Origin of the sequence: Sphingobium quisquiliarum P25, from assembly GCF_000445065.1 — a bacterium.
In the GTDB taxonomy this organism is placed as follows: domain Bacteria; phylum Pseudomonadota; class Alphaproteobacteria; order Sphingomonadales; family Sphingomonadaceae; genus Sphingobium; species Sphingobium quisquiliarum.
The window spans coordinates 1-10727 of sequence record NZ_ATHO01000118.1 but is presented as its reverse complement, the minus strand read 5'-3'; the positions used below and the strand labels follow the sequence as shown (position 1 = coordinate 10727).

Below are 10727 nucleotides of genomic sequence, written 5' to 3'. Positions count from 1 at the left end.
GGCTCTGTTGCAAAAATCGTGAAGCTTGAGCATGCTTGGCGGAGATTGGACGGACGGAACGATGACGGATTTCAAGTGGCGCCATTTCCAGGGTGATGTGATCCTGTGGGCGGTGCGCTGGTATTGTCGCTATCCGATCAGCTATCGCGACCTTGAGGAAATGCTGGCGGAACGCGGCATTTCGGTCGACCATACGACGATCTATCGCTGGGTCCAGTGCTACGCCCCGGAGATGGAGAAGCGGCTGCGCTGGTTCTGGCGGCGTGGCTTTGATCCGAGCTGGCGCCTGGATGAAACCTACGTCAAGGTGCGGGGCAAGTGGACCTACCTGTACCGGGCAGTCGACAAGCGGGGCGACACGATCGATTTCTACCTGTCGCCGACCCGCAGCGCCAAGGCAGCGAAGCGGTTCCTGGGCAAGGCCCTGCGAGGCCTGAAGCACTGGGAAAAGCCTGCCACGCTCAATACCGACAAAGCGCCGAGCTATGGTGCAGCGATCACCGAATTGAAGCGCGAAGGAAAGCTGGACCGGGAGACGGCCCACCGGCAGGTGAAGTATCTCAATAACGTGATCGAGGCCGATCACGGAAAGCTCAAGATACTGATCAAGCCGGTGCGCGGTTTCAAATCGATCCCCACGGCCTATGCCACGATCAAGGGATTCGAAGTCATGCGAGCCCTGCGCAAAGGACAGGCTCGCCCCTGGTGCCTGCAGCCCGGCATCAGGGGCGAGGTGCGCCTTGTGGAGAGAGCTTTTGGCATTGGGCCCTCGGCGCTGACGGAGGCCATGGGCATGCTCAACCACCATTTCGCAGCAGCCGCCTGATCGGCGCAGAGCGACAGCCTACCTCTGACTGCCGCCAATCTTTGCAACAGAGCCCCGCCAGCGGTGGGCGGTGGGACCGACCCAAGCTTCTGGAGATGATCGGCCAGTTGCGCGACGGAGACGTCGTCGTCGTCTGGAAGCTTGACCGGCTGTCGCGCAGCCTAAAGGATATGCTGCACATCATGGAGCGGATCGAGCTGGCAGGCGCGGGCTTCCGCTCACTGACCGAGGCGATCGACACCACCACCGCGGCAGGGCGGATGATGATGCAGATGGTGGGAAGCTTCGCCGAGTTCGAGCGGGCCATGATCCGCGAGCGTACCAGCGCCGGCCTTGCCCAGGCTCGCGCAGAAGGACGGATCGGCGGGCGTCGGCCCAAGCTCGGCGACAAGCAGCGCCGCGAAATCGCCGAGTCCGTCACGTCCGGCCGCAAGTCCGGTGCCGAGATGGCGCGGCTCTACGGCGTCAGTGAACCCACCGTCTCGCGCATCGTCGCCGCGCACCGCCAGCAATTCAGTCAGCAGCAGAGGGAACAGGCATGAAGCGTGGTCACGATCTGTCCGGCGTCATGAAGTTCGCCACCTCGCCGGCCTGGGGCGAGCATCTGGGCGAGGCGCTCGGCGATCATCTCGGGCTGGCGATGGAGGAGTTCGACTTCGAAGCGGACGAGCTGGCGGACATCGTCGGCGATCATTGGGCCGGCGTGTTGTGGGGATGCGCGTTCGAGGATCTGCTGACGCGCACCATCCAACCCGACCGGAACATCGTCGATGACTATATTCGGCGCCGGGGCTGGAATGAGAGCGGCCCGACCAAAATCTACCTGCGTGCCCTTCGATCGTCAGTGATGAGCCTCCACGAGGTCAGCGAGGTCGAGCCCGGCAGCGGCTTCCTCGTGCGCGACCTGATCCGGGGCGGCGAGCCGCTTCGAGTATCCGAGCGCAGCGCCTCGCAGACGCTGAAGCAATGGGACAGGATCGGTGCCCGCGTCGTGCAGGTCGGAGGCAAGCACCTCCTGTCGGGCGGCGTGCTGTCGTTCACGATGGAGGCGGCCGAGGCGCTCGTCGCCGATCTACGGCGCTCGAAGGGCAAGCGCAGCCCGCGCACCGCGTTGAACCTAGACGCCGACGATCTGGCTGCACTTCCGGCCCTCATCAGCACGGCATGGCTGTTCGATGTCGTTCCCAAGACCATGGGACCGGCGCCCATCCCCACGCTGCACAACATTGATGGCGAGGAGGTGATGTTCCACCGCGTGCGCTTTCCCTTCGCACGCGGCGTGACCCAGGCGCTGGTCGGCGAGCGGCTTGATACTGTCCCTGCGCTTCAGCGGGAAACCACGCACTTTTGGAACTGGCTGGGCGAGAAACCGAACGGAAAAGCGAAAAGCACCGGGCGCATGGCGTGGGGTGTGACGATGGCGGACGGCACCCCGGTGCTCGGCAATGTCGAATTGAAAGGCCGCGCCCTGATGCTCGCCGTCACCTCGGCCGAGCGAGCGAAACGCGGCACCGCGCTTATCAACGATGCGCTCGCCGGGTTGGTCGGCTCGCCGCTGACCACGATTGAGACGGTCGAACAGGCCATGGCGGCGCGGGCCGAGGGGCTGACATCATCCGAACCGGCACCCGCCATTGCGCCAGAGGTTGCAACCCCGCTCATCCATGCCATGCTCGACCGTCAGTACCGCGCGACGCTCGATGAACCCGTCGGCATGCTCGGCGACATCACCCCGCGCGCAGCCGTTCAAACTGCCGCAGGCCGGCACCGAGTAGCCGGGTGGCTCAAGCATCTCGAAAACCGCAGCAGCAGCCAACTCGACGCGAACGACCCGATGGCCACCTACGACTTCACTTGGATATGGCGCGAACTTGGCATCGAGAACCTGCGCAAATAGTTCGCTACCCCTGACGTCGATGCCTACCGTGAATCCGTGTCCCTACAATGCACAGAGGCCATCTAGCTTTCCAAAAAATCAGCCGCCTGGGAAGCCCGTAGAGCGCCATGCCGGCCGAACCCTCCCCGACCTTGCCGAACGTCTGAAATGAGGCCCAGCGGCCCGGAAATCGCGCCTGTGGCGACATTTCCGCCTGCCCTGCCCTCTCGGATTGATCGCTGTCCTATCCGCCTGGCTTTTCTGGAAAGCCAATTGCGACGGTGCTGCTGGCGCTGTGGCTGCGATGGAGGCGCAGCGTTTAAACGATCCCCTTTCTAACAAAAAGCGTGCCGGCGAAGCCGGCTCATCATGGGGATGCCGGGTGGGAGGATCGCTAAAGCGATCCGGGGCGGCCGAAGGCCGCGAGCCGGCGGGGCGAAGCCCCAAGAGGCGGTGTTTTTCTTCTTTCTGATTGTGCCTGAAGCGCGGCGCTGGTGAGTCGCGCTGCCGTTGTCCCGATTTTCGGGACAAGCTGTCCGATCTGGCGGGACGCTGGTGGGTGAAACCACGATGATCCAGCCTCTCGTCATAATCTTCCGCTGAAGTTATCCACAGGTCAGCCTAGTGTTAAAATATGGGTTTAGTGATGTGTTACGGAAATTCGGCCTGCCCGGAAAGGCGCAGAAATCCTCGCTTTTTTGGCAGAAATTTGCCGCGCGGTGAATCCGCTCTGACGAAAAAGCGAATCCAGAGTGACGAAAAGGCGAATCCACTATGACGATAGCGCCAGGCCTTCCCTGCCGCGCTCAAGCGTAATCGAAATGACGATAGCGCGGCGGTGAATCTGAAATGACGATAATCCGCTTGCGTATGTGAAATGACGATAGTAGCCCTAGCGTTAGTGAAATGACGATAGACCCCTCCCCTTCCCTGTTTGACGCGCCGATCGCCGCGCCGGTCTCGGCCGTGGACGGCGACGATCGCACGCCGCTGCTGCCGGTGCGCCATCCCAACCAGGACTTGTTCATCTGCGACGTGCTGGACGCCATCCCCAAGGATGACATGGCCTCAATGGAGCATCCGGTGTTTTCGCTCTCGACCAAGCCCGACAACCGGACGCGGCGCTACGAGCATAACGGCAACGTCATCGAGATTATCCCCTCGGGCAAGGGGCTGGCGACGATCCACGACAAGGACATATTGATCTACTGCATTTCGCAGCTCGTCGCGAAGATGAACCAGGGCGAGCAACCTAGCCGCACGGTGCGCCTGCAAGCCTATGACATGCTCGTCGCCACCAACCGGCAAACCAGCGGCGAAGGCTATCGACTGATGGCCGACGCCCTCACCCGCCTGCGCGGGACCACGGTGCGGACCAATATTCAAACGGGCGGTGTCGAAGAAACGCGGATTTTCGGCCTGATCGAAGAGGCCAAGATCACGCGCAAGACGTTCGATGGCCGGATGCTTGATCTCGAAATCACCCTGTCGGATTGGGTCTATCGCTCGGTCATCAGCAAGAACGTCCTGACGCTCCACCGCGACTATTTCCGGCTCCGCAAGCCGTTCGAGCGGCGCATGTATGAACTGGCGCGCAAGCATTGCGGCGTGAAGGACGAATGGAAGATCGGCCTAGAGTTGCTACAGAAGAAATGCGGCTCGAACAGCCCGCTCCGAGTGTTCCGGGCCTTGGTCAAGAAGGTCTGCGAGCATGACGCCGATCACGGCCATTTCCCCGACTATGCGGTGACGATGGATGATGACGTGATCTTGTTCCGCAACCGCTCGGGCCTCAAATCCAAGCCCGATCCGGTCGCCAGCGCCGGCGACGATGCGCCCTATATCGACCCGGAAACCATGCACGACGCCAAGACGGCCGCGCCAGGCTATGACGTGTATGCGCTCTATGACGAATGGGTGTCGTGGTGGCACGACATGGGCAAGCCCGAACTCAAAAGCCCTGCCGGGGCCTTCCTCGGCTTCTGCAAGAAACGGCACGAACGCAAACCACTACGCTGATCCCCTGCTCTATGCGGGCAAGCGGCCATGTTTACTTACCCGCATGTTTGCATGTGGACATGCTCACTTGCCTACAGGGCTTTCCCCCATCTTGCGAAGCCAGTCGTTGAACGCCTCGGCCATCGCGTCCTGTAGGCTCATGCCGTGCTTGCGGGCGGTCATGTGCATGGCGAAGGACATTTCCGGGCTGAAATAGCCCGTCATGGCCTTCTTGCCCTGACGGCTCGGCGCAACCGGGTTGCTGCTCGATCCGCTGCCGGAGCCTGCGCCAGTGCCACGGGCGATCGGCGCGGCCGCCCTCCCCTCCGGCTCGACCATCGCCGGCGCTGGCGCTGCATCGCGATCCCGCAATGCGAGCAATGATCCCTTCCGGCTCATGCGTTGGCCCTCCGCTTCCTAGATGCTTGCATGTTTACATGCTCGCATGTCCACTTGTAAAGCTGGCGCACCTCATCGGCCGCCTTGCCGCTCGGCTCGATCTCCATCGCCGTCTTGCCCTCGGCCGCCGCGTGGCGAAAGGCGGCGCGATCCGCGATATGGTGGGGGCAGGCGTCAAGCCCATAATCCTGCACGAGCTGCGCGGCTTCGTCATACATGCGCGGCGCGGTCGGGCTTCCCGCCGTGAAGATCACGAAAGCAGGCTTGCCGCGCATCTTCACAAGGCTGGCGGTCGTCTTGATCGCCGCCAAATCGAACGCGCTGGGGCGGCAAGGGATCAACACTAGGTCGGCCGCCTCGACGGCGGCGCTGGCGGCGCTGTCGGCGTGGGGCGGGGTGTCGATTACGATGAACGCCGCGCCCTGGCCCGTCGCCTGCTCGATCTTGGCGGCAAGGCGAGGGGGCGCGCTGTCGATCACGACCGGGGGCGCATCCTGTCGCCATGCCGCCCACTGGCTCGCCGTCGCCTGCGGGTCGACGTCGATCACAAGGGCGGTATGCCCGGAATCCTCGGCGGCGGCGGCCAGGTGCAAGGCGAGGGTGGTTTTCCCCGCGCCGCCCTTCTGGCTGATGATCGCGATTGTTGGCATGTGAATATCCTTACATGATCGCATGTTTGCATGTGGTCATACTGGCTTGCTCCGGTTGCGTCAACGAAACCCCGAACTGGCGCGCAGCGTCAATGAAACCCCGAATTGCGGGGAGGGGAGGGCGGTCTAGCCGTCGTCGCCGCCCTCATCCTCGCTGCCGTCGTCCAGCGGCTCATGCTCCATGCGGCCGTGATCCTCGATCGGGCAAAGCGGCGCTCCGGCCAGCTCAAGCCATTTGCGCGCGGTCCTCACGGTATAGCCGCACGTCGCGCACTCGCATTTGAGCATCCGGGTTTTCTGCTTCTTCGGCGCGGTCGACTCCCCATCGGTGTCGAGACGGGCATGGGGGAGGGGGCCAACGGCGTCCAAGATCGGCGCGACGGCCGCAAGAAACGCCTCGCCGGGGGTGGTGGCGCGCATCGGCCCGACGAGCCCCAGCCCCAGCGCGATCCGTTTAAACGCTTTCCCATGCCCTGCCGGGATGCCGACGGCGGCATGGACCAGCTCATGCGCGAGGATGGCCGCGATCTGCGCCGGCATGGCGTCAGGCGCGTGCGCGAGGTCGGGCCGGATGAAGATTTCAAAATGCCCGTCCGCGCTCAGCCGGTTATCCCAGCACTCGCCGATCGCCTTGCCCTTCCGGCCCGAGCTGGTGAAGCCGATCGCCACGCGGATACGCGCGGGCAGGGGAGCGTCCAACGCCGCGAACAAGGGGGCCATGCCCGCCGCCACCCGATTGAGCCAGCTTTCCCGGTTGTCCTGTTCCATACCTTCTACTCCCTTCAAATCGCCCTGCGGGGCGATGGCTGCGGCCATCGCTCCCGAGTTCGCGCGGAGCAGCCGGCGAGAGAGGGGGGCAGCGGGAATCTGCGGGAGTGGTGCGGGCGGGCGCTTCGCGCCAACCCGGTCCCGCTGATTGCCGTTGCTGGGGAGAGGCGGCCGGGACCGCCTTTCCCCATGCGAACGAACATCATGCCGGCGCACGCCGGCACCATGCCCGAGATCCGCTTGCGATCTCGGCCCCGCCATGTGGGTCGTCACCTTCGGCCAAGACCGCTTGCGGGCTTGGGGAGCGAAGCGAGTAGAGCCACGGTGCCGCGCAGCGGCAGGCGCAGTCTCCTCGCCTAGATTGAAATTGTTGCTCAAATGAGCTACATCGTTCGTCTGACTAGGGAGATTCCAATGGCTGCTACCGCGTTCGTGCGTGCGCGCATCGACGAAACATTGAAGGATGAAGCCGCCGCCGTCCTAGCCGAGCTGGGGCTGACGGTTTCCGATGTGGTCCGCATGACGCTTACGCGGGTCGCCAAGGACCATGCCTTGCCGTTCGAGCTGAAGGTGCCCAACGCCGAGACGCGCGCCGCGATCGAATCGTCCCGCGCGACCATGAAGGCGCGTCGTGCGCGCTTCACCGATCCCAAGGAACTGTTCGATGCCCTCGACCAAGAAGCCCGCCAGCAGTAAGCGGGCTTCGTTCCCAAGAGAGGCATCCTACGAAAAGCGGTTCGTCAAGGATTGGGAGCGGCTGTCGCGCAGCGGCCGCTACAACATGAACCAGCTCAAGGAAGCGATGATGCTGCTCATCGCCAACGATGCGCCGCTTGGCCCGGAATGGCTGGACCACGCCCTCAAGGGCGATTGGAGCGATCATCGCGAGTGCCATATCGGCGGCGATTTCCTGCTGATCTACACGATTGAGGGCAATCTGGTGAACTTCGTGCGCGCGGGAACCCATTCGGAACTGTTCGAGTAATCGGCTCGACGGCCGAACGTTTGGAAGGCAGGGCAATGAACGCCGACGACATGAAGGTCGAAACCTTCGCCTGCGTCTTTGACGCAATCGCCGACACGCCGGAGGAGGCGACGGAGTTGAGGACGCGCGCGGACCTGATGCGGGGCATCACCGCGCGGGTGAAGTCGTGGGACGTGCCGCTGGGCGAGGCCGCCAAGCGGCTCGGGCTGACGCCGCCCCGCCTCAACGACCTCCTGCGCGGGAAGTTTAACAGATTCTCGCTGGATGACCTGATGACCGCCGCGACGGCGGCGGGCATCGCGCCGCCGGCACCGCGCAAAAGCTCGTGGGATGACCTGCGCGGGATAGTGAAGGGCAACGGCGCGCGGTTCACGATCGAGGAAATCAACGACGCCATCGCCGAAGCCGGCGCAGCAGCCGGCATGGCCGGGATGAACGACCATGACGGGGACTGATCGAAACGGCGAAATCCTTTATCCACCGATGGAGGCGGCCGAAATCCGGCGGTGCGCCAGGAGAGCGGTTTGAGCCAGGCCGGGTTTGCGCGCTTGCTGTGGGCGCACAAGCGCACGGTCCAGCGCTGGGAGGCCGGCACGATGCGGCCGACTGGCGCGGCGCTCGCCTTGCTGACGCTGGTGAAGCGGCGCGGCATCCAGATTCTCACCTAGAAGGATTGATAGAATGGCCGGCCATCGCCCCTTTTCCGATCTTATGAAAGATTGGAGTCCCGAGCGCCGCGCGCGTAATGAGGCCCATAAGGCGAAGTTGGAGGCCGAGTTGATGGGCCGCGCTGCTACGCGCGATGCGATCGAAGAACTGGAAGCTGGCAAGGGCGTGCGCTTCACCAGCGTTGAGGCGCTTATGTCTGATCTCCATGATGACGATTGATCGACCCGAAACGGCGGCCGAGTTTTTCGCGCGGCGCTCCAAAGGTCGTGCGGTGGGTGATCTCGACCGCATTCTCGACAAGGTGCCTGATCGGCCGCCGGAACCCGGCGACGAATTGAAGGCTGGACGCCCGATCGCCTACATCGCCGGTAATCGGCGAGGGTGCCGCGAGATCCGCGCACGCGATCTCGCCCGCCATGTGGGCCGGAACCTTGGGCCAGGACCGCTTGCGGGCTTGGGGAGCGCAACGAGTAGGGCCACGGTGCCAGCGCCAGGCGCTTAGATCATTTTGGCTATCAGCCTTGCACTAGTGCAACCTTTGCACTACATTGAAGCATGGTCACGATGTTTCGCGGTCCCCGCTGGAAAATTGCCGTCTATGGCCGCGATCATGGCGTGCCGCATTTCCACATCGAAGGCCCGGATTTCCGCTGCTCGGTGGCGATTGCATCGTTTGACGTGATCGTGGGCACCGTGTCGGCGGCGGTCTTGAAGGACGCATTGGAATGGGCGCGGCCTAATCAGGCTTTGCTCATGCAGACGTGGCAGGAGTTGAACGGATGAACATCACCGACAAGGCCCGCACCATTACCGCCGTGCGCGCGACCGGGCCGTCATCGCTGCATCTGTCCTGGTCGGAAGGGACGGCGGCTGATCTCGATCTTGGCGCGGTCCTCGCCGATCGCGCCTTTGCCGCGCTGCGCGATCCGGGCGAGTTCGCCAAGGTCGAAGTGGGCGATTGGGGTCATAGCCTGGCCTGGCCTTCGGGTGCGGAGCTGGGCGCGGACATGCTGTGGCTCGAAACGCTGTCGGCAACCGGGCATGGCGATGTGCGCGCCTTCCTCGAATGGCGGCTGCGCCATGCGCTGTCGCTGTCGAAGGCGGCCGATGCGCTTGGCGTCTCGCGCCGCATGGTCGCCTACTACTCCAACGGCGAAAAGAAGGTGCCGAAACCAATCTTGCTGGCGTGCCGGGGCTGGGAAGCCAGCAATGGGCTATACCGGGCCGCCTAACCGGACATGAGAGCGATCTTCATCCGCCACGGCGAAAACACCGGCAACGCCGGCGTGCCCTGCCACGATCTCGCGACGATCGCGCTGACGGAGCGCGGCCACGAACAGGCGCGCGCGGTCGCGGCGAGCTGGACGCAAGCGCCCGCGCTCATCGTCACCTCGCCCTATACCCGCACCCGGCAGACGGCCGCGCCGACGATCGCGCGCTTTCCAGGCGTGCCGGTGGAAGTGTGGCCGATCGAAGAGTTCACCTATTTGCAACCTGCGCGCTGGAACGGCACGCGCAGCGCCGAACGGATGCCGCACCTAGAACGCTATTGGCGCGAGGCCGATCCTGACTACTGCGACGGGGAAGGGGCGGAGAGTTTCAGCACCCTGTTACGGCGCTGCGAGGCGGCGCTAACGCGCCTCGCCGCCATGCCTGCGGGATCGCTGGCCTATGTGTTCGGGCATGGGCAGTTCATCCAGGCCGCGCGCGCGATCGTCGCCGACGCCCATCTGGACGATCGGGCCAAGATGCGCGCTTTCTGGCGCAAGGGCGAGCCGCCCGCGATCGGCAACGCGCAGCGGGTAGGGTTTCATTGGCAGGGCGACCGCTGGACCTGCGCGCCCGCGCTCGCCGCCTAGATCAACACGCGCTCCACCTCGTCCAGCGTCACGTCATCGGGGCGGCGGTCATAGAGCTGGGTGGTGCGCGTCGAGCTATGGTTCGCCATCGTCGCGGCCGTCTCCAACGTGCCGCCATTCTTCAAATAGGTGGTGATCCCGGTCGCGCGGAAACTGTGGTTGCCGATCGCCGTCCCGATCCCGGCCGCCGCCGCGCGCCGGCGCACCATCGCGAAGGCGTTGGCTTGGGGCAGGGGGGTATCGCTTAGTCGCTTAGTGCTGCGCGCGATCGTGCGGAATAGCGGCCCCTTGCGGTCCTCGCGCAGCTCGCAACCGTCGATATAGGCGGTTAGATAATCCTCTAGATTGTGGTGGCAGGGCATTTCATGGCGCTTGCCGCCTTTCTCATGCAGGCGGACCCATAGCCGCCGATTCTGCATGAACACGTCCTCGACCCGCATCGCCAGCGCCGCGCCGATCCGCGCGAAGCTATAGACCATGAGACCGATCAGCGCGCGGTCGCGCAGGCCCGCATGGGTGGTCACGTCGATGCTGTCGAGCAACCGCCGCGCCTCGTCGGGGGCCAGTACCGGCGTCTTGCCGCGCCGCTGGCTATGCGCCGGCCCGCGCACCGATCCGGCCGGGTTCGCCGGCACGGCATGACCCGTCACCAGCCAGTCGAACAGGTGGCGCACGCCGGCGAGCTGCTGCTTGACGC

Annotated in this window: 17 protein-coding genes; 12 read left to right on the top strand and 5 right to left on the bottom strand. The window is 64.3% G+C overall.

From position 1 onward, the window contains the following. Positions 1-61: 61 nt before the first annotated feature. The 4 genes from L288_RS34990 to L288_RS34975 all read left to right on the top strand — a co-directional run bounded on the left by L288_RS34990 (position 62) and on the right by L288_RS34975 (position 4721). A complete protein-coding gene (locus L288_RS34990; RefSeq protein WP_001389365.1) occupies positions 62-826 on the top strand; it encodes an IS6-like element IS6100 family transposase in 765 nt (254 codons plus the stop codon). 95 nt (positions 827-921) lie between these two features. Further along, positions 922-1368: a recombinase family protein gene (locus L288_RS34985; protein WP_269077981.1), complete on the top strand. Its 447-nt coding sequence runs from the start codon at positions 922-924 to the stop codon at positions 1366-1368. Beyond that, positions 1365-2723 carry a hypothetical protein gene (locus L288_RS34980; RefSeq protein WP_007015766.1) on the top strand — a complete coding sequence of 453 codons (1359 nt, stop codon included), beginning with the start codon at positions 1365-1367 and terminating at the stop codon, positions 2721-2723. The genes L288_RS34985 and L288_RS34980 overlap by 4 nt, the downstream gene beginning before the upstream one ends. A gap of 885 nt (positions 2724-3608) precedes the next feature. Continuing rightward, the gene (locus L288_RS34975) at positions 3609-4721 is read left to right on the top strand and encodes a replication initiator protein A (RefSeq protein WP_007686147.1); all 1113 of its coding nucleotides are present in this window, start codon (positions 3609-3611) and stop codon (positions 4719-4721) included. A gap of 63 nt (positions 4722-4784) precedes the next feature. Here the strand turns inward: L288_RS34975 and L288_RS34970 are convergent, their stop codons facing one another. From L288_RS34970 to L288_RS34960, 3 genes are all read right to left on the bottom strand, one after another. After that, positions 4785-5099 (bottom strand): ribbon-helix-helix domain-containing protein, encoded by a 315-nt coding sequence (locus L288_RS34970; protein ID WP_007686146.1) that lies wholly within the window; start codon positions 5097-5099, stop codon positions 4785-4787. After that, positions 5096-5749: a ParA family partition ATPase gene (gene parA / locus L288_RS34965; protein ID WP_007686145.1), complete on the bottom strand. Its 654-nt coding sequence runs from the start codon at positions 5747-5749 to the stop codon at positions 5096-5098. The genes L288_RS34970 and parA overlap by 4 nt, the downstream gene beginning before the upstream one ends. Before the next feature lie 126 nt (positions 5750-5875). Continuing rightward, positions 5876-6517 carry a SprT-like domain-containing protein gene (locus L288_RS34960; protein ID WP_008831324.1) on the bottom strand — a complete coding sequence of 214 codons (642 nt, stop codon included), beginning with the start codon at positions 6515-6517 and terminating at the stop codon, positions 5876-5878. A 414-nt stretch (positions 6518-6931) separates the two neighbouring features. On the opposite strand from L288_RS34960, the gene L288_RS34955 reads away from it, so the two are divergent. The 5 genes from L288_RS34955 to L288_RS34935 are packed head-to-tail and all read left to right on the top strand — an operon-like array spanning position 6932 to position 8390. After that, positions 6932-7213 carry a type II toxin-antitoxin system RelB/DinJ family antitoxin gene (locus L288_RS34955; protein WP_007685985.1) on the top strand — a complete coding sequence of 94 codons (282 nt, stop codon included), beginning with the start codon at positions 6932-6934 and terminating at the stop codon, positions 7211-7213. Continuing rightward, positions 7182-7502 (top strand): type II toxin-antitoxin system YafQ family toxin, encoded by a 321-nt coding sequence (locus L288_RS34950; protein WP_007685988.1) that lies wholly within the window; start codon positions 7182-7184, stop codon positions 7500-7502. Before L288_RS34955 ends, L288_RS34950 begins: the two co-directional genes overlap by 32 nt. A 35-nt stretch (positions 7503-7537) precedes the next feature. Continuing rightward, positions 7538-7957, top strand: a complete 420-nt coding sequence (locus L288_RS34945; protein WP_007685989.1) for a helix-turn-helix domain-containing protein — start codon at positions 7538-7540, stop codon at positions 7955-7957. Positions 7958-8008: 51 nt separating this feature from the next. Further along, on the top strand, positions 8009-8170 hold the full coding sequence (locus tag L288_RS34940; protein WP_015449421.1) for a helix-turn-helix domain-containing protein: 162 nt from the start codon (positions 8009-8011) through the stop codon (positions 8168-8170). A 13-nt stretch (positions 8171-8183) separates the two neighbouring features. Then, positions 8184-8390, top strand: coding sequence for a hypothetical protein (locus L288_RS34935; RefSeq protein WP_008831325.1), 207 nt, complete (start codon positions 8184-8186; stop codon positions 8388-8390). On the opposite strand, the gene L288_RS43905 is transcribed toward L288_RS34935, so the two are convergent. Next, positions 8362-8589: a hypothetical protein gene (locus tag L288_RS43905; protein ID WP_008831326.1), complete on the bottom strand. Its 228-nt coding sequence runs from the start codon at positions 8587-8589 to the stop codon at positions 8362-8364. The two genes, L288_RS34935 and L288_RS43905, sit on opposite strands and share 29 nt — an antisense overlap. A 146-nt stretch (positions 8590-8735) precedes the next feature. On the opposite strand from L288_RS43905, the gene L288_RS34930 reads away from it, so the two are divergent. Genes L288_RS34930 through L288_RS34920 form a run of 3 tightly spaced genes read left to right on the top strand, consistent with a single transcriptional unit; the run spans position 8736 to position 10030 of the window. Continuing rightward, a complete protein-coding gene (locus tag L288_RS34930; protein ID WP_008831327.1) occupies positions 8736-8954 on the top strand; it encodes a DUF4160 domain-containing protein in 219 nt (72 codons plus the stop codon). Continuing rightward, positions 8951-9403, top strand: coding sequence for a DUF2442 domain-containing protein (locus L288_RS34925; protein WP_008831328.1), 453 nt, complete (start codon positions 8951-8953; stop codon positions 9401-9403). Before L288_RS34930 ends, L288_RS34925 begins: the two co-directional genes overlap by 4 nt. Before the next feature lie 6 nt (positions 9404-9409). Next, positions 9410-10030, top strand: a complete 621-nt coding sequence (locus L288_RS34920; RefSeq protein WP_008831329.1) for a histidine phosphatase family protein — start codon at positions 9410-9412, stop codon at positions 10028-10030. Here the strand turns inward: L288_RS34920 and L288_RS34915 are convergent. Then, a partial coding sequence (locus L288_RS34915; protein ID WP_021238850.1) for a tyrosine-type recombinase/integrase occupies positions 10027-10727 on the bottom strand: 701 nt, incomplete at its 5' end. The genes L288_RS34920 and L288_RS34915 overlap by 4 nt on opposite strands.

Coding starts and splice junctions, on each gene's coding strand:
- L288_RS34935 (WP_008831325.1), top strand. CDS start 8,184: ATGGCCGGCCATCGCCCCTTTTCCGATCTTATGAAAGATTGGAGTCCC.
- L288_RS34920 (WP_008831329.1), top strand. CDS start 9,410: ATGAGAGCGATCTTCATCCGCCACGGCGAAAACACCGGCAACGCCGGC.
- L288_RS34985 (WP_269077981.1), top strand. CDS start 922: ATGATCGGCCAGTTGCGCGACGGAGACGTCGTCGTCGTCTGGAAGCTT.
- L288_RS34960 (WP_008831324.1), bottom strand. CDS start 6,517: ATGGAACAGGACAACCGGGAAAGCTGGCTCAATCGGGTGGCGGCGGGC.
- parA (WP_007686145.1), bottom strand. CDS start 5,749: ATGCCAACAATCGCGATCATCAGCCAGAAGGGCGGCGCGGGGAAAACC.
- L288_RS34980 (WP_007015766.1), top strand. CDS start 1,365: ATGAAGCGTGGTCACGATCTGTCCGGCGTCATGAAGTTCGCCACCTCG.
- L288_RS34975 (WP_007686147.1), top strand. CDS start 3,609: ATGACGATAGACCCCTCCCCTTCCCTGTTTGACGCGCCGATCGCCGCG.
- L288_RS34950 (WP_007685988.1), top strand. CDS start 7,182: ATGCCCTCGACCAAGAAGCCCGCCAGCAGTAAGCGGGCTTCGTTCCCA.
- L288_RS43905 (WP_008831326.1), bottom strand. CDS start 8,589: ATGGCGGGCGAGATCGCGTGCGCGGATCTCGCGGCACCCTCGCCGATT.
- L288_RS34945 (WP_007685989.1), top strand. CDS start 7,538: ATGAACGCCGACGACATGAAGGTCGAAACCTTCGCCTGCGTCTTTGAC.
- L288_RS34930 (WP_008831327.1), top strand. CDS start 8,736: ATGTTTCGCGGTCCCCGCTGGAAAATTGCCGTCTATGGCCGCGATCAT.
- L288_RS34990 (WP_001389365.1), top strand. CDS start 62: ATGACGGATTTCAAGTGGCGCCATTTCCAGGGTGATGTGATCCTGTGG.
- L288_RS34970 (WP_007686146.1), bottom strand. CDS start 5,099: ATGAGCCGGAAGGGATCATTGCTCGCATTGCGGGATCGCGATGCAGCG.
- L288_RS34925 (WP_008831328.1), top strand. CDS start 8,951: ATGAACATCACCGACAAGGCCCGCACCATTACCGCCGTGCGCGCGACC.
- L288_RS34955 (WP_007685985.1), top strand. CDS start 6,932: ATGGCTGCTACCGCGTTCGTGCGTGCGCGCATCGACGAAACATTGAAG.